A 16,426-nucleotide genomic window follows, 5' to 3' on the forward strand; every position below is an offset into this window, starting at 1 on the left:
TATCTTAAAGAGTTTGAAAGTATGGAACAATTTAAGCAAGAACTAGAAACTTATATTCATTACTACAATCACAAAAGAATTAAAACAAAACTAAAAGGATTGTCCCCTGTGTAATACAGAGTTCAATCCTTAGTAGCTGCTTAATATATTTGTCTAATTTTTTGGGTTCAGTTCATTACTGGCAGTCCTTTTTTGGTAGTTTTAGAAATTAAATTATAACATATTAATATACGAATTATAAATATACTTTTACAAAAGATACTATAAGTTTTTTATAATTCTTGATTTCTCAATTTCCATTGCATACTGAATTTTCCTGTAAGTATTAATAACTACCATTAAAATTATCAATCCACTAGATTATTAGAAAAAACTGGTTATCTACATAATTGTTTGGTAAAATATAGATATAATTTAAGAGGGTAAAGTTAATATAGATCAACTAAGTAATGCTAAGAAAATGTTTTATTGCATAAAAAAGGCTCCATTGCTGGAGCACTCAAAATAAACAAACGAATTAAAACAAGAAACAGACAATTTAACTATATAGATAAAACATAAATAAATCTATATATATGTAAAAATGCATATAAAAACTCTATTTATTGATGCTATAATAGGTTTACTCGATGATTGTTATATTTTTTTATGGTTTTTAAGCAATAAATACCTTCTTAACACCAAGTGTACAAGAAAAGAAGACATCTTAAGTGATGTCTTCTTTTCTTATATAATAACAACACAATAAAATTAAGATGGTTCAAGTGGGAGGAAGGCACCTTTGGGTATCTTTTCTTTGTCGAATTTGCCTAATAGGTGCAGCACCACATTGCTATCAAGTTAAAAATTTTTTCACCCAAAACAAAAAAACGAGCTGAATTCACATAAATAACTATGGAAGAAAACAAAAACTTGGGATTAAAGAACTTGTGATGTATGACTATATTGGCTGTTTTTATCCAGAAGGATACATGAATCCTGATTATACATTTGTATTTAATCATGAGGATATTGAAGGAATTATATTTGTAGGTTTTATAGATGAGGAAGAAGAGGCATTTGTAGGATTGCTTAATTGAATAGGATCTAGAAACAGGTAATCTTCAAATTTTGATAAAACTAGCAATCTCCACGCCGAAATTGGTTAAATTATAAGGGGGAAAAGCTGGTCACGAAAATGATGAAGAGATTACTATTTTCAAATCAGTTGGTTTGGCTGTAGTAGATACTATCGTTGCGAATTATTTGTATGAGAAAGTAGTGGAGCGTGGGATGGGATTGAGTTTTGAGGGACTGCCTTTTGGTGGTCTTTTTTGCATGAAATCTTGTAAAGCTAGAAAAAGTAGGATATTTAACGATTAGAATTGAATATTCATATTCTAATATTCAATAGAAAGATAAAACGTTTAAAAGTTCAGAATAATAGATTATAATGTGTTTAGTAAAATTAACCAATAAATATTTTGCTCATTATGTATTAAAGGGGAAATGAAAATGGCTGGACAAATTCGTATGTCACCAGAGGAGCTTAAATCGAAAGCGGCTCGATATGGACAAGGTGCAAATCAAATTGAGGACATTTTAAGTCAACTACAAAACTTGCAAAATGAATTAAGAGGAGAATGGGAAGGACGTGCTTTTGAAGGTTTTGACCAACAGTTCAATCAATTAAAGCCAAAGGTACAAAACTTTGCACAGCTATTACAAGAAATTAATATGCAGCTTAATAAAACTGCAGAGGCTGTTGCTTCTCATGATGAAGAATTATCACGTAATTTCGGTTTGAAATAAAAATTGTTTTACTCTATATAACAAGTATTTCAAATGAGCCATACAGCTTATATTGTATGGCTCATTTGATTGCATGCCTAGCGAGTGATATTGATAGGGATATATATTTAATGAGATTTCTTTGGTGCGTCTGGAAAACTTATAGAAAGGGTTTGAAAGAATGGGACAATTTCAAAGTAATTTACAAACAGCAACGCAAATTGCTACGAAAATGGGATCAGCCTCTGATAGGATTCAAAGTGCAACAAGTCGTTCTATAACAAAAGCGACGCGTACAACATTATCTGTTAACTTCAAAGCACAAGAAGCGAATCAGCAAGTTTTAGACTTGACGAAACAATTTTCCGCTGCCTTTCAACAAGCGGTTGATAATATTCATTCGGTATCTAATGAATTTGAGAGAATGGATAACGAACTTCACAACACTTTTCGCTAATGTGACAACCTACGTAAAGTAAAATAGTAGGAGGAAAAAGATGAGCCAAGATATTGAAAAACAAATTAATCAAGTAAATCAAAAGTTACGAAATGTATTTGAAGAACAGGACCGAAATCAATTCGCGATTCACATTCAGGAGCAAGCGGAAGCAGATTTTTATGAATGGAGAGGTCGAAACCATCGTTTGTTTGATCGAATTTTAGGAACTTGGCATGGTGATAGAGAAATGTCTCAGTTTTTTATGAATACATATCAAGAGGCACAACATATTGAACGAAAAGTCACATTTGAATTAGAAAACCAAAAAGAAACGTTGCTTAAAGAAAGACGAAACCTTAGTGATTTAGAAAACGACCTTTCCTATCAACAACAACAATTAGCGAGGGAGGTCAATGCATGAGCTTAAATATGTATTTAGGAGAAGTACAAGGCCAAACTCAAAGTATGAATGCTGTATGTAACGCTACTATTCAAGGTATGGAACAAGTCATTCAGTCAATTGATGCCTTTGCAACTGATACTGTGTTACAGGGGCAAACATATAGCAGTGCAAAATCATTTTTTGTACAAACTTTTCGTCCTCTAGCACAAGGAATTATTTACTTATGTGAAGAACTAATCCGTCAGAATAATGCCTTTCCAAGTCAATTTCAATCACAGGTAGCTTCAACTGATGTTATTGAACAAGAAGTGTTAGAACAAATTCGAGAAATTGACCGAATGAAAACAAGTATGGAAGCTGTCAATCAAGCTATGCCAATTCCGGGTATGGATGCCATGGTAAATCTTTTTATTGTTATGAGGCAAAAACTGCAAGAAAAGCTGGATCATTTGTATCAATTCAATCAGACCTCTAGTAATAATTATAGTACAGCAATTCAATTAGCAGCGAGTATTGCTGCAGGTCTTGCGGAAGTCCAAAGTGGGAAAGGGTTTAGTGTTGTCAGCGGTACATTTAGTACGCAAGTATTGAACATGGGATGGACAACATCTATTCAAAAAATTACAGAAAAGAAAACTCATGAAGCTGATAAAATAGCACAGGCAGGAACTAAAAAAGATGATAAGGATAACATTAAATATTTTACAGGTAAAGCAGAATGGAAAGATGGAGATCGTGTTGGAGGAGTTTTAGAAGGTTCTGTGATTGATGGTAAGGAGCCTCTTGGTAATAACAGCGAGTGGAACATGAAAGCTTTATCTGGAAAAATAGATGTAAATGTGCCTTTTTCTTTTGATGCTGCTAAAGATGATTTAATGGCTGGAAATATTATTGGAGCAAAAATAGAGGGATCTGCTTTAGAAAACTCCTTTAAAATAACAAAAATAAAGGTTCCAATTACTACTTTTATTGGGCCCATTGGACCTATTAGGTTTACTCCGCAAGAGTTAACCATTACTCAAAAGTTTGGCGAAGCAAACTTTACAACAGGTGTGGATCAATATACATTAAAAATTGCATCGGAACTTACTGCTAACAAATATGAAGCAGAGTTAAATCTTTTTCATATCCCAGATTTCGTTCCATTTATAGGAGACCATGATGTAATAGCAAAAGGGGAATTAGGATTAGGTACATTCGGTTATAAAGTAAAGCTTGGAGCTGAAACCGGGGGATACTTCGGGGAAGAGTTTGGCCTTGGAGGATTTATCAAATTTGAAAAACCAAAGAAAGAGGAAAGCTGATATGCAAGCATTTAAAGTTGGAAAATTAGTCACATTCGTTGCAATTATAATACTTCTTGTAGTTGCTATTTTATCTCCTTACAGTTTATTTAAAAAGATTTATTTTATTATTGGGGTTCTTATTATTGGTGCAATTTCACTTGGTGCAAATAAATTTTTTGAACTGGTACATAGTAAATTTAACAAGAAATGATATTACCTATGTGATAGGGGAATTCAAAATATGAATAAATTGTTAAGGATTCTTACCATTGTTGGGGTACTTATTCCCCTTGTAGTAATATGTAATTTACCTGAAGCTTCTTCAAAAGAAAAAATCCTTTTTACAGTCATTCAATTATCTATTGGATTTGCTTTTATAATTATTTTAGAATTTATATTCAGATATAAAAAGAAAAAGGAGAGCAAATAAATGAAACTATTACCTATTGGCTCAGTTGTTAAACTAAAAGGTGTAGAACCAATCATTATGATTATCGGAAGAATGGTTATTTCAGCAGATAAACGTGATTTTGACTATGTAGGTGTTCCTTATCCAGTTGGTTATTTAGGTGATGAAAAAGTATTATGCTTTAATTGCGATAAGATTGTAGAAGAATTACACAGAGGTTACATGACTGAAAATGAATTGATATTACGTGAGAAATTGTTGAAAATATAGTTTTTTATTACAATTGAATTAAATACAAAACGTATCTAGTACACTATCTTTTTCTTCCTTACTGATGCCAATATATTTAAGTGTAATTTGTGAGGTGCTATGATTGAGTATTTCTTACAACATAGCGACATCTTTTGTTTATTTATAGAACCAATAGCCGAAGGTTTTGCGCATGGTGTGAGTCCTAATAGATTCGATACCGGCAAAATCTCCGGCTTTTTGAAATTTTTGATAAGCCTAGATCTTATTAATGGGGTGATCTTCTTTTCGAGAAGGGAATAATATTTCACAGAAGGTGTAAAATGGGATGTTGATTTAGATGGTGATGGTGAAGATGATAGTATTAAGGATATGGTGAAAACGAGCGCGAAAAAAACTTGGTCAACAGTAGCAGGGTGGTCTAATTAACATGAAAAAAAGTATAGATTTTAATAAGAAAGCTTTTGCACATTATATGGCTCTTTATCCTGTAAATGAAATAAGAGTCCACGTAATTGGTCTTGTCCTTTTGGGGGCGGATGTGTTTGTTCTTTTGCCTGCTTTTGCGAATCCTTTTCGATTACTCTATGTATATATAGTAACTCCTCCAGTTATTTTTTTAAATTTGTGGGCGATATTGATTGCTATCAATCCTCGGAAACGACAGTTACAATACACTCTATTTCTAGGAGTATATGGCGCCATATGTTCAGTCGGATTATTGGTTATAACTCAAAAATATGCTTATGAAGTGTTACAATTACAAACTCCCATCTATTTTATTCTTTCATTTGGTTTGTATAGTTTCGCTTTGTATCATTTTTATAAAAATCATATTGAAAAGCTTCAGGAACCAAGAAAAAAATCAAAATCATCGAAAGGAACTGGTGGTGTAAAAGTAGCAGCTATTGCAGCGGGATCGGGGCAGTTAATTGCTAATATAATTCTTAGCATTGCAACACAACAGATGGGTGCGATTGTATTTATGTGTGCATGCACAGTATTTTCGTTTGGTTTGTTTTATATGATTATAGAACTCCATAAGTATTATTATTTACGGAAGCATATAGAAGATGGAGGGAAAATACGTATAGGCTTTTAAAGAGAATTTGTTGCATTTCAAGTATATAATCGCATTCTTCTTATGGAAGCCATTCACGAGGCTTATAGCAATAAAAGATGTATAAGAGGAAGATTATATTCTAGTAAAACATCTGAAGGAATGGAAATTAGGTTTGTTCTTATTAATGATAAGATTATAACTGTTTATCCAATGTATTAAAGAATGTGAGGTACTCAAAATGAAAGTAACTACTCAGCCCATAGTTAAAAATACAAGACAATATAGAGGTAATTGCTAAGAAGCACTCCGCCTGAGTTTCAGATGAAATTAAATAATTGAATGTTTATATTTAAATAATCGACTATTTATGCTTTAATATTTCTATATAGATAACTGGGATAATTAGGGATTTATATTTAATATGTTTTAAGAAAGGGAAATGTTTTTTATGGAAACTTCAGAAAATCAATTTAAACGTGCACTTAATCCTTGGTTCTCCATTTGGACAAAACCACGTGATACAATGAAAGAAATTTTTATATCCAAACCTAAGAATGTGTTTTTACTCATTTTACTAGGCTCATTCGTACAGACTTTAGATCGAGCATCTTCTAAAAATATGGGGGATTCAATAAGTAGTCCAGTTTCAATAATCTCAATGGTTATATTCGGTACCTTCGTTGCTTTCTTAATTTATTATTTTTTGCTACCAGCGTTATTTAATTGGGTAGCAAAAAAACTTGGTGGACAAGGTACCTTTGAAAAAACACGTTACTCAGTTGCCTATTCTTATATCCCTTACGTTTATTCTCTTATATTAGTTTGGTTGCCTTCATTTTTCTTGTTTGGGATAGAAAACTTTACGAGTGAGACACCGAAAATGGATAGTAGCATAACTTTAACGATTTTGTTTCTTATTTTTGCCATAATTGATATAGTTATTGCAATTTGGACAATCATTATTTCCTTAAAATGTTTAGGAGAAGCACACCAATTTTCAGCATGGAAAGCATTATTAACAATAATAATATCCTTTATGATTATCATTCTTCCTTTGGTAATAATAGTATTTCTTATAGTAGGGGTTACAACTTTTTAATCATTTATTTGCCTCTTATGAACTTAGAGATTTAATTGAGGTTTGGGGACAAGCACAAAAAATGTATAAAAATAATAACTAAAAAATTAACTTTTATAAAAACATTTAAACTAAAATGCTTCTTAAGCGTGGGTCCAATAGCTCACGCTTTTTATTTTGGGTGACTATAATATTTATTTTCTAAATATATAATCATGCTATTTGTTACGGACAAACCTTCAAAGAATCTATTGGTGCTACAGCTAATTGAAGGCGTATTAACAATTTGAGAGTAGTTATTGATAAGAATGGAAATGTAATAGCTGTGTTCCTAAAGAATAAGAAAAGTTTAACATGAGTTTATTTTTTTTATTCGGGGAATATGGGCGTAATTGGTTATCGAGAAAAAATTCAGGAGAATAAAATTATGAAAAAAATAAACCATGAATTATTTGGTGAAATTGTTCACGATTTATATTGGAGCGGACAACAAAAGATAACTATTTTTGGGCAGGAAAAAATAGTTTCTTTAACTATTGATGGAGAAGAAGATGATTTAATTCCTAAAGTTCAAGAAGAAGCATATAGGAAGTTCATTACTGATATAAACAAACTTACAAAAGAAGCTGAACAAGCAATATTCGAGTATTATAAAGAAGAATATATGGAATATAGAGATATGGTAGGTGATGAATCTGCTGATAAAATAGCGCCGATTATAACAACCATTCAAGAACTAGGAAAATTGGTGGAACCTGTTGGGTTAATTATATTACCAGATTTTGAAGATGGAATTAGAAGAGTTGGATTAATATTCAATTGTACCTGGGAAGAGGACGGTGTCGGGGTGAAATTTGAAAATGAGCAAGTTGTAGAAGTTGGTTATCAAGACATCGTTATTTAAACTTCAAATTATGTGCTGTCACTATATCGAACAGAAGCTGGGTTTGTAAAATAACAATGGAACTACGTGTTTTTTCGTCATACAAAAACCTCTACATATAAGTAGAGGTTTTTAAATTGCATATTAGTGAATTATGCTTTTTCAAATAAACGAAGATACTAGAATACATAATTTTAACTAGATTTATTATTAACTAAACTATCCCCACCACCAAGCTCCGCCTCAATCTGCGAAGTTTTCGATGACTCATCCATACGCCAATACGTAATAAAGCTTATCGCGATACATCCAGCTACGTAGAAGTAGAATAGTGATTCCATACCAATACTTTTTAGCCATAATGCGATGAACTCAGCTGTTCCGCCGAATATCGCAACTGTTAGTGCATATGGTAAACCTACGCCAAGTGCGCGAATTTCAGTTGGGAAGAGTTCTGCTTTTACAATTGCGTTAATGGAAGTGTAACCAGTAACGATAATGAGACCGACCATCATGAGTAAAAATGCTACGATTGGTTCTGTCGTTTTTTCCATGAAGAAGAAGATCGGCGCTGTTAGTAATGTTCCGAGAATACCGAAAGCCATTAATAGTGGGCGTCGTCCGATTTTATCGGATAGTAGCCCTGCAATCGGTTGAAGTACGACGAAAATAAGTAGTGCGACAAAGTTAATCCAGCTTACAACTTCTTTCGGAAGGCCGACTGTGTTTACCATGAACTTTTGTAAATATGTTGTGTACGTATAAAATGCAACAGTACCTCCTAATGTTAGGCCGACTACTGTTAATACTGCTTTCGGGTGTTTCATAAGTGCACGAACGGTTCCTGCGCTTTCGCGTTTTTGTGATTTTATGTTTGAGAACTGCTCCGACTCATCCATCGTGCGGCGAAGCCATAATACAGCTACTGCGCCCATCGCTCCAATAATGAATGGAATACGCCATCCCCAAGCTTTCATATCTGGTTCGCTTAGTAATTGCTGAAGAACAATTTGAACACCTAACGCAACCATCTGTCCAGCAACGAGCGTTACATATTGGAAACTTGAATAAAAACCACGGCGTCCACTACTAGCCATTTCAGATAAATACGTTGCGGAAGTTCCATACTCTCCGCCGAGTGACAACCCTTGAAGTAAACGAGCAAGAACTAAAATAATAGGGGCCATAATACCGATACTTTCGTAACTCGGTGTACAGGCGATAATGAAAGAACCACCGGCCATAACCGTAATGGAAAGCGTTAATGCTGCCCGGCGTCCGTGCCGATCCGCATAGCGTCCCATTAATAAACTTCCGATAGGGCGCATTAAAAATCCAACTGCGAAAATAGCTGCTGTGTTCAGTAACTGACTCGTTGGATCTCCTTTAGGAAAGAACTCTGCTGAAAAATAAACAGCGAAAGCAGAGTAAACGTACCAGTCGTACCATTCAATTAAATTGCCGACAGAACCTTTGAAAATATTGCCGGCGACTCGGTTTGATTTTACTTGAGCCATACTAATTCCTCCTCTTGCTTATAAATAAAATAATAATTACGAAAGCGCGTTCATTGTAGTTGAATTGTACTGTTCTTTAAATAAAATCTCAATATTTCGACAATTTTATTCTTTTTGTACTTTATGAACATGGATATTTTTAATAGTTGCTTCATTTTCAGTTTTGTCATAATAATAGAAAAAGGAGATTGATAGTTTTGAATATTTTATCAAAGGATATGAAGCATGAAAAAATCACGCAAAGTGTCATTACAAACGAAAATAGTAAGCTTAATTATCGCGTTAATTTTATTTGTTGTTCTCCTATTAGCGGGAATATTTGTTTACATTCAGTCCGTTGATACGAAGCACCAAGTGGAACAGTTAGCGCTGCAAACAGCTAAATCTCTTTCTTTTATGCCAGCTATAAAAGAGGCTTTTCAAAATAACGAACATAAAAGTACTATCCAATCCATTGCGGAACAAGTTCGTGAGCAAGCTGGTGTGGATTATGTAATTGTGGAAGATCGCTATGGGGTTATGTATTCCCATTCTAATTCTGAGTTGATTGGAACAAAGAGTAACAACCCGTATAACTATGAAGCACTCACTTTTGGTGGTTATTATACGCTCGAAGGAAATGGTACAAGCGGTCCAGCTTTAATGGCGAAAGCACCTATTATTGTTCATAACGGAGATTACGATCAAGTAGTAGGCGTTGTGACAGTAGAGTTTTTAATAAAAGGCATTGAATCTAACATATTGAGTAGAACGAAAGAAATTATCCTCTTCTCCTTAGCGGTATTAATAGCCGGCATTGTTGGTGGAATTCTTTTAGCGCGTAGCATTCGTAAAGATACACTTGGTTTAGAGCCGAATGAAATTGCAGCGTTATACCGGGAGCGAAGTGCGATATTACTATCTATAAAAGAAGGAATTATCGCCATTGATCAAAATGGTTTTATTACGATGATGAACACCTCGGCAGAAGAAATGCTTCATGTACATGATGATTATATGCAGCAGCACATTTCAAAAGTTTTACCAGAATTTCATATGGAAAGAGTGCTAGAAAACGATCAAGAAATTGCGTTTCAAGATAAAGTGTTTATTTTAAACATGACGCCGATACTCGAAAATAACAGTACGGTAGGTGTTGTATGTAGTTTTAGAGATAAAACAGAACTGCAAAATCTAGTGAACACAATATCAGAGGTAAGAAAGTATTCAGAGGACTTACGTGCTCAAACGCATGAATTTACAAATAAACTTTTCGTTTTATCAGGATTACTTCAGTTAGGGCATTACAAAGAAGCAATTGAATTTATCCAGCAAGAATCTAATATTCATCAAAGCCAAAATCATATTTTATTCCATCAAATTCATGATGCAAAAGTACAAGCAATTTTATTAGGGAAAATCGGAACAGCATCTGAGAAGAAAATTGATTTTCATATTGAAGGAGATAGTGCGCTTCATCCGTTACCAGACCATATAAAAGTTTCGCACCTTATTACGATTCTTGGAAACATAATCGACAATGCATTTGATGCGGTGAGTACACAAGAGGAAAAGAATGTGTCCTTCTTTGTTACGGATATTGGGCACGATATTGTGTTTGAAGTGATAGATAGTGGGATAGGGATACCGGCAGAAAAAATCACGACTATTTTTCAAAAAGGATTTTCAACGAAAGGAAATGATCGTGGTTACGGACTAGCAAACGTGAAAGAAATGGTAGATCTACTAGGGGGAACAATTGAAATTCAAAACGAGAAAAATGGGGGAGCTATTTTTACAATTTACCTTCCGAAAACATTGAAAGAAAGTACATAACAAACAGGGGGATGGACATATGTTGAAGGTTGCAATTGCAGAAGATGATTTCCGCGTCGCGCAAATTCAAGAGGAGTTTTTATTAAAAATAAAGGATGTAAAAGTAATCGGAACAGCATTAAATGCAAAAGAAACGATAGAACTACTACAAAAGGAAGAAATCGATTTACTTCTATTAGATAATTATTTACCAGACGGAATTGGGACAGACTTATTACCAAAAATTCATGCCGACTTTCCAAGCGTTGACGTCATTATGGTAACGGCGGCGAATGAAAACCACATGTTAGAAAAAGCAATTCGAAACGGCGTAAGCAACTACCTTATAAAACCGGTCACGTTAGAAAAATTTGTTCGTACAATTGAAGATTATAAAAGAAAGAAGCAACTATTACATAGTAACAATGAAATAAATCAAGCACTCATCGATAACTTCTTCGGGATTTCGCAAACACAAGACATAAAAAACTTACCGACAGGTGTTGATCCGTTAACACTGCAAAAAGTGAAAGGGATTATAAAAGGATTCGAAGAGGGCATTACAATAGAAGAAATGGGAGAACAAATGGGGGCCTCCAGAACAACCGCAAGAAGATATTTAGAATACTTAGTAGCGACAAACGAAAGCACAGTAGAATACACATATGGCATTATCGGACGACCAGAACGAAAGTATCGAATAGGACGAGGACTATGAAGAAGCGATTATTACTATGTATATGGATCATGACAGGAGTAATAGCTGGTTGTTCCTCGGAAAAATCCCATACGAATACAGTGAACATCGACAAAGTAGAAATCGTTGCGCCGAACGTTCAAGGAGCAGGCTGGGACTTAACAGCGCGGGCGATGCAAAAAACACTAACAGAAGAAAAAATCTTCATAAAACCAATCACTGTTACAAACAAAGTAGGTGGCAGCGGTGACGTCGGATGGAAATATACGAAACAAAAAGGCGGTCACGTACTGGCGATTAACTCAAGCTTACTCATAACGAACAACCTACTAGGACACAGTAAACTAACATATAAAGACTTCACACCGCTCGCAACACTTGCATCGGACTGGGAAGTTGTTGTCGTATCAAAAGACTCAAACATAGAAAACGCAAAACAACTAATGGAACAACTAAAACAAAATAAGAAAAGCTTCAAAATCGGCGTTGCCCCAGGCCTAGGAAACGACGATCACCTATCCTTCGTACAAGTAAGCAAAGCATTCGGCATAAACCCAGCCGAACTACAATTCTTCGTCTACGACAACAAAGAAAAAATCATAAACGCCCTAACGAACAAACAAATAGGCGCCGCAACCATGACCCTATCCGAAGCCGAAAAACAATACAAAGTCGGCAAAATAAAAATACTAGCCGTATCCGCACCAAAACGGATAGACCGACTACCACAAATCCCAACATGGAAAGAACAAGGAATCGACGTCATATTCCAGCACTGGAAAGGAATCATGGGCCCGAAAGATATGACGGAGGAAGAGGTTGCTTATTGGGATGGTGTGATTAAGAAGATGGTGGAGAGTGAGAGTTGGAAGGGGATTTTGAGGGAGCGGGGTTGGAATTCTTATTATAAGGATAGTGGGGAGACTAGGGGGTTTTTGGAGGAGAGTAATTTTAGGTATGAAGAGATGGTGGAAAAAGAGGCTTAAGAGGGAAGTAGTCAATCATGCTTTATTTTTGTAGTTACTTCTATATAATATAAAAGAGATGAGAGTGTTAGGCTAATTACATTAAAAGGGCTAGATAGGGTTAGATAAAATCTAGCTTACTGATTAAAAATATATTAGTCGTTAAAAGATATAAAAGGCATTTTTCAGTCTATAAAGTGTGGAAACATAAAGTATAGAGTTTCTGTGAGATTTAAGGAGGACATAATGAAGAAAAATATTTATGTTGTTGGAGCAGTAATTGTCCAAGAAGAGAAAATTTTATGTGCGCAAAGAGGACCATCTAAATCGCTACCTCTTATGTGGGAATTTCCAGGTGGGAAAATAGAAGAGGGAGAAACACCTCAAGAGGCGTTAAAGCGTGAAATTGATGAAGAAATGCATTGTAGCGTGCAGATTGGTGAACAAATTGATTATACAGCCTATGAGTATGATTTTGGTATTGTTCATTTGAAAACTTTTTATTGTAAACTTGTTGAAGGAAGTCCGGTTTTAACTGAGCATGTAGCAATTAAATGGTTATATCCGAATGAGCTATCAGCTTTAGAATGGGCACCTGCGGATATCCCAACTATTGAGAAATTATCAAAAGAATCGATTGTAAAGTAATCTTAAAAAAACTATTCGTTTTATACGGATAGTTTTTTATGTTTGTAATAAATTTGCACTTTAAATCAGTGAGTAATACAATTAATATAAAAAATTGTCATAAATGGTGATCATATGGAGAATTTTATTCAAAAATTAGAGGGGTCTTTATATAAAGGGTTTATTGATCAAAAACATAATCATCCCGGAATATATAAACCTAAGTTATTAGTAAATAATACGAAAAAAAATGAAAATGTTTTAAGCTCATTGTTGGAGGAGCTTGAAAACAGTACATCCTTTATTTTCTCAGTGGCTTTTATTACAGAAAGTGGACTGGCGACTTTAAAATCACATTTCCTTGACCTTAAACAAAAAGGGGTTAAAGGACGTATATTAACATCTACATTTTTAAATTTTAATACACCAAAAGTGTTTAGAGAATTAATGAAACTTGAAAATGTAGAAGTAAGATTAACAAACTTATCTGGTTTTCATTCAAAGGGATACATATTTGATAATAAAACACATTGTTCATTAATTGTCGGTAGTTCAAATCTAACTGCACATGCTTTGAAGGTAAACTATGAATGGAACGTTAAGTTAACATCGCATGAAGATGGAGAGATTGTACAGCATTTTAAAAACCAATTTGAAGAAGTTTGGGAGCATTCTCAAGTATTAACCGAAGAGTTGATTGCAAATTACGAAACAATATATGAGCAAGCTGCAGAAAATAAGTTACTAGATCGAGTTATAGAATTACCTGGTCAATATCACAATTCAATTGAAGAAGCTTTGAAAATTACCCCAAATAAAATGCAACAAGCTGCGTTACAAGAAATACAAGCTATTCGAGACGCCGGAAAAGAAAAAGGCTTAGTTATCTCTGCAACAGGAACGGGGAAGACATATCTTTCAGCATTTGATGTCAGAAATTTTGCACCTAAACGGATGTTATTTATTGTTCACCGAGAGCAAATATTAAATAAAGCGAAATCTGATTTTCAAAAAGTTCTTGGTGGGATAGATGAGGACTTTGGAATTTTATCAGGGTCAAATAAACAAATAAATGCTAAATATTTATTTGCGACGATCCAAACCATTTCAAAAGAAGAAAATTTACAGCAATTTGATCCTGGGTTATTTGATTATATTTTAATAGATGAAGTTCATAAAGCAGGTGCTGGTTCTTATCATAGAGTTATTGATTATTTTAAACCGAAATTTTTAATGGGAATGACCGCTACACCTGAACGTACAGATAATTTTAATATTTATGAGCTATTTGATTACAACATTGCTTATGAAATTCGATTGCAAGAAGCACTTGAAGAAGATATGCTTTGTCCTTTCCATTATTTTGGAGTAACTGATTTTGAATATAATGGTGAAAAGATAGATGACACTACTGTTTTATCTAAACTTGTTACGGAAGAACGAGTAGATCATATAGTTGAAAAAGTAAAATATTATGGTTTTTCTGGTGAGAAAGTAACAGGACTAATGTTTTGCAGCCGAAAAGATGAGGCAGAACAATTATCACATGCTTTAAATGAAAAAGGTTTTCGCACATTTGCATTAACCGGCGATCATTCCCAAGAGGAAAGAGAACTGCGGGTGAATCAATTAGAAAATGGCATACTGGATTATATTTTAACAGTAGATATTTTTAATGAAGGTATTGATATTCCGAGTGTGAACCAAGTTGTTATGTTGAGACAAACTCAATCAAGCATTATCTTTATACAGCAGTTAGGGCGTGGACTTCGAAAACACGATTCGAAAGATTTTGTTACGATTATTGATTTTATTGGAAACTATAAAAATAACTATTTAATTCCGATTGCCCTTTCAGGAGATAGATCACAAAATAAAGATAATATACGTAGATATACAAATGACACGAGTTATATTAAAGGTATTTCAACAGTTAACTTTGAAGAGATAGCGAAAAAGCAGATCTTTAAAGCGATTAACAATAGTAATTTAACAGCAATGAAAGTATTGAAGGAAGCTTTTGCTGAGTTGAAAAATAGAATAGGAAGAACTCCATATCTATATGACTTTATAGTAAACCATTCTATTGATCCAGTTGTACTTGCAGAAGGATATTCGAACTATTATCAGTTCTTATTGAAAATGAAAGAAGATGTCCCTGCATTAACAGAGTACGAAAATAAAGTTTTAACGATGTTTTCATTGGAAGTATTGAATGGAAAACGTAAAAACGAAATCGTTTTGTTAGACTTATTATTAAAGCAAGAAAAAGTTGATAAGGATGAGTATATAAAACAACTTGAAGAATCTAATTGCTTAACAGATGATGAAACGATTACTTCAGTACAACGAATTTTTGAATTAGAGTTTTTCTCACAAAACAGTCAAAAGAAATATGGAGAAAAGCCAATTCTCTCTTTACAGGACGATAAGATGTATATGTTTAATGATTCTATCCGAAAAAGCTTAGAACAAAATCAATACTTTAAGCGTATGGTTATGGACATTATTAAAAGTGCAAGGAAAAAGAGCAAAAACTATGAGTGTGATAGTAACCTTACTGTATATAAAAAATACTCAAGAAAAGATGTGTGTAAACTTTTAAATTGGCATAATGACGAGAGCTCAACTATGTATGGTTATAAGACAAAGTACTATACTTGTCCAATATTTATCACATACCATAAAAATGATGAGGTAGAATCCAGTGTGGACTACGGTGATGAATTCCTTAATCAAGATGTTCTTAAATGGTATACAAGAAGTAATAGAACATTAAAATCAAAGGAAGTTCAAACAATTATTGATGCTAAAGAAAATAATATTGACGTCCATATTTTTGTGAAAAAAGATGATGACGAGGGAAGCGACTTTTACTATTTAGGAAAAGCGACACCTGATAAAGCAAGTGTAGAACAAACTGAAATGAAAGATAAAAATGGAAAAGAACTACCTGTTGTTACGATGAATATGATTATGGAGAAATCAATTGATAATAAGATCTATGATTATATAAAGGACGGTAATGTTTTGTAGGTATATTAAATTTTTAATATCTTTATGTTTCTAAAATTATTAAGCGAATATAGATGGGGCTGTATCAAAATGACATCGGAGTATGCTTTTGATATGGTCTTTTTCTTACGATTAGTCAACCTATATTTTTAGATTTTTAATCGACTAGATATTAAAAAATACAGGTATTTATTCTCATGCATACCAAATACCCCTAATATGGATTCGTTT

The 16,426-nt window shown here is 33.6% G+C and carries 17 protein-coding genes and 3 pseudogenes; 18 read left to right on the forward strand and 2 right to left on the reverse strand.

The window, feature by feature from the left end; genetic code table 11:
- From ACS2CR_RS29260 to ACS2CR_RS29305, 10 genes and pseudogenes are all read left to right on the forward strand, one after another.
- Positions 1 to 114, forward strand: a 114-nt coding sequence (locus tag ACS2CR_RS29260; RefSeq protein WP_438906115.1) for an IS3 family transposase, incomplete at its 5' end; no start/stop codon positions are given.
- A 779-nt stretch (positions 115 to 893) separates the two neighbouring features.
- Positions 894 to 1,079 (forward strand): annotated as a pseudogene (locus ACS2CR_RS29265) (DUF4176 domain-containing protein); the annotation flags it as partial.
- A 76-nt stretch (positions 1,080 to 1,155) separates the two neighbouring features.
- A pseudogene (locus ACS2CR_RS29270) lies at positions 1,156 to 1,278 on the forward strand (ornithine cyclodeaminase family protein); the annotation flags it as partial.
- Between the two features lie 216 nt (positions 1,279 to 1,494).
- On the forward strand, positions 1,495 to 1,791 hold the full coding sequence (locus ACS2CR_RS29275) for a WXG100 family type VII secretion target (protein ID WP_000918591.1): 297 nt from the start codon (positions 1,495 to 1,497) through the stop codon (positions 1,789 to 1,791).
- A gap of 160 nt (positions 1,792 to 1,951) precedes the next feature.
- Positions 1,952 to 2,227, forward strand: coding sequence for a TIGR04197 family type VII secretion effector (locus tag ACS2CR_RS29280; protein ID WP_000529667.1), 276 nt, complete (start codon positions 1,952 to 1,954; stop codon positions 2,225 to 2,227).
- A 40-nt stretch (positions 2,228 to 2,267) separates the two neighbouring features.
- The gene (locus ACS2CR_RS29285) at positions 2,268 to 2,630 is read left to right on the forward strand and encodes a DUF3958 family protein (protein WP_000076114.1); all 363 of its coding nucleotides are present in this window, start codon (positions 2,268 to 2,270) and stop codon (positions 2,628 to 2,630) included.
- Positions 2,627 to 3,916, forward strand: coding sequence for a T7SS effector LXG polymorphic toxin (locus ACS2CR_RS29290; RefSeq protein WP_153602873.1), 1,290 nt, complete (start codon positions 2,627 to 2,629; stop codon positions 3,914 to 3,916). The genes ACS2CR_RS29285 and ACS2CR_RS29290 overlap by 4 nt, the downstream gene beginning before the upstream one ends.
- 1 nt (position 3,917) lies before the next feature.
- A complete protein-coding gene (locus ACS2CR_RS29295) occupies positions 3,918 to 4,109 on the forward strand; it encodes a hypothetical protein (protein WP_001147556.1) in 192 nt (63 codons plus the stop codon).
- Positions 4,110 to 4,139: 30 nt separating this feature from the next.
- Entirely contained in the window at positions 4,140 to 4,328 is a 189-nt protein-coding gene (locus ACS2CR_RS29300) for a hypothetical protein (RefSeq protein ID WP_097999439.1), read from the forward strand.
- Positions 4,329 to 4,577: a DUF4176 domain-containing protein gene (locus ACS2CR_RS29305; protein WP_000771613.1), complete on the forward strand. Its 249-nt coding sequence runs from the start codon at positions 4,329 to 4,331 to the stop codon at positions 4,575 to 4,577.
- An 18-nt stretch (positions 4,578 to 4,595) separates the two neighbouring features.
- Here ACS2CR_RS29305 and ACS2CR_RS29310 read toward each other — a convergent pair.
- A pseudogene (locus tag ACS2CR_RS29310) lies at positions 4,596 to 4,859 on the reverse strand (tyrosine-type recombinase/integrase); the annotation flags it as partial.
- A 127-nt stretch (positions 4,860 to 4,986) separates the two neighbouring features.
- Between ACS2CR_RS29310 and ACS2CR_RS29315 the strand changes: the two are divergent.
- The 3 genes from ACS2CR_RS29315 to ACS2CR_RS29325 all read left to right on the forward strand — a co-directional run bounded on the left by ACS2CR_RS29315 (position 4,987) and on the right by ACS2CR_RS29325 (position 7,601).
- Positions 4,987 to 5,658 (forward strand): hypothetical protein, encoded by a 672-nt coding sequence (locus ACS2CR_RS29315; protein WP_016109326.1) that lies wholly within the window; start codon positions 4,987 to 4,989, stop codon positions 5,656 to 5,658.
- Positions 5,659 to 6,067: 409 nt separating this feature from the next.
- Positions 6,068 to 6,718 (forward strand): Yip1 family protein, encoded by a 651-nt coding sequence (locus tag ACS2CR_RS29320; protein WP_153602872.1) that lies wholly within the window; start codon positions 6,068 to 6,070, stop codon positions 6,716 to 6,718.
- Between the two features lie 406 nt (positions 6,719 to 7,124).
- A complete protein-coding gene (locus ACS2CR_RS29325) occupies positions 7,125 to 7,601 on the forward strand; it encodes a DUF6985 domain-containing protein (protein WP_000723511.1) in 477 nt (158 codons plus the stop codon).
- Positions 7,602 to 7,774: 173 nt separating this feature from the next.
- Here ACS2CR_RS29325 and ACS2CR_RS29330 read toward each other — a convergent pair whose 3' ends face one another.
- On the reverse strand, positions 7,775 to 9,097 hold the full coding sequence (locus ACS2CR_RS29330; protein WP_000079853.1) for an MFS transporter: 1,323 nt from the start codon (positions 9,095 to 9,097) through the stop codon (positions 7,775 to 7,777).
- Positions 9,098 to 9,322: 225 nt separating this feature from the next.
- Between ACS2CR_RS29330 and ACS2CR_RS29335 the strand changes: the two genes are divergently transcribed.
- From ACS2CR_RS29335 to ACS2CR_RS29355, 5 genes are all read left to right on the forward strand, one after another.
- Positions 9,323 to 10,912, forward strand: coding sequence for an ATP-binding protein (locus ACS2CR_RS29335; RefSeq protein ID WP_153602871.1), 1,590 nt, complete (start codon positions 9,323 to 9,325; stop codon positions 10,910 to 10,912).
- A 19-nt stretch (positions 10,913 to 10,931) separates the two neighbouring features.
- Complete coding sequence (locus ACS2CR_RS29340) at positions 10,932 to 11,609, forward strand: response regulator (protein WP_153602870.1); 678 nt, start codon at positions 10,932 to 10,934, stop codon at positions 11,607 to 11,609.
- Positions 11,606 to 12,574 (forward strand): tripartite tricarboxylate transporter substrate binding protein, encoded by a 969-nt coding sequence (locus ACS2CR_RS29345; RefSeq protein WP_153602869.1) that lies wholly within the window; start codon positions 11,606 to 11,608, stop codon positions 12,572 to 12,574. Before ACS2CR_RS29340 ends, ACS2CR_RS29345 begins: the two co-directional genes overlap by 4 nt.
- Before the next feature lie 225 nt (positions 12,575 to 12,799).
- The gene (locus ACS2CR_RS29350) at positions 12,800 to 13,201 is read left to right on the forward strand and encodes a (deoxy)nucleoside triphosphate pyrophosphohydrolase (protein WP_000739615.1); all 402 of its coding nucleotides are present in this window, start codon (positions 12,800 to 12,802) and stop codon (positions 13,199 to 13,201) included.
- A gap of 114 nt (positions 13,202 to 13,315) precedes the next feature.
- Complete coding sequence (locus ACS2CR_RS29355; protein ID WP_000427028.1) at positions 13,316 to 16,216, forward strand: DUF3427 domain-containing protein; 2,901 nt, start codon at positions 13,316 to 13,318, stop codon at positions 16,214 to 16,216.
- Positions 16,217 to 16,426: the final 210 nt, after the last annotated feature.

The organism is Bacillus cereus group sp. BceL291 (assembly GCF_051776705.1).
GTDB lineage: Bacteria > Bacillota > Bacilli > Bacillales > Bacillaceae_G > Bacillus_A > Bacillus_A cereus.

Coding starts and splice junctions, on each gene's coding strand:
- ACS2CR_RS29275 (WP_000918591.1), top strand. CDS start 1,495: ATGGCTGGACAAATTCGTATGTCACCAGAGGAGCTTAAATCGAAAGCG.
- ACS2CR_RS29280 (WP_000529667.1), top strand. CDS start 1,952: ATGGGACAATTTCAAAGTAATTTACAAACAGCAACGCAAATTGCTACG.
- ACS2CR_RS29285 (WP_000076114.1), top strand. CDS start 2,268: ATGAGCCAAGATATTGAAAAACAAATTAATCAAGTAAATCAAAAGTTA.
- ACS2CR_RS29290 (WP_153602873.1), top strand. CDS start 2,627: ATGAGCTTAAATATGTATTTAGGAGAAGTACAAGGCCAAACTCAAAGT.
- ACS2CR_RS29295 (WP_001147556.1), top strand. CDS start 3,918: ATGCAAGCATTTAAAGTTGGAAAATTAGTCACATTCGTTGCAATTATA.
- ACS2CR_RS29300 (WP_097999439.1), top strand. CDS start 4,140: ATGAATAAATTGTTAAGGATTCTTACCATTGTTGGGGTACTTATTCCC.
- ACS2CR_RS29305 (WP_000771613.1), top strand. CDS start 4,329: ATGAAACTATTACCTATTGGCTCAGTTGTTAAACTAAAAGGTGTAGAA.
- ACS2CR_RS29315 (WP_016109326.1), top strand. CDS start 4,987: ATGAAAAAAAGTATAGATTTTAATAAGAAAGCTTTTGCACATTATATG.
- ACS2CR_RS29320 (WP_153602872.1), top strand. CDS start 6,068: ATGGAAACTTCAGAAAATCAATTTAAACGTGCACTTAATCCTTGGTTC.
- ACS2CR_RS29325 (WP_000723511.1), top strand. CDS start 7,125: ATGAAAAAAATAAACCATGAATTATTTGGTGAAATTGTTCACGATTTA.
- ACS2CR_RS29330 (WP_000079853.1), bottom strand. CDS start 9,097: ATGGCTCAAGTAAAATCAAACCGAGTCGCCGGCAATATTTTCAAAGGT.
- ACS2CR_RS29335 (WP_153602871.1), top strand. CDS start 9,323: ATGAAAAAATCACGCAAAGTGTCATTACAAACGAAAATAGTAAGCTTA.
- ACS2CR_RS29340 (WP_153602870.1), top strand. CDS start 10,932: ATGTTGAAGGTTGCAATTGCAGAAGATGATTTCCGCGTCGCGCAAATT.
- ACS2CR_RS29345 (WP_153602869.1), top strand. CDS start 11,606: ATGAAGAAGCGATTATTACTATGTATATGGATCATGACAGGAGTAATA.
- ACS2CR_RS29350 (WP_000739615.1), top strand. CDS start 12,800: ATGAAGAAAAATATTTATGTTGTTGGAGCAGTAATTGTCCAAGAAGAG.
- ACS2CR_RS29355 (WP_000427028.1), top strand. CDS start 13,316: ATGGAGAATTTTATTCAAAAATTAGAGGGGTCTTTATATAAAGGGTTT.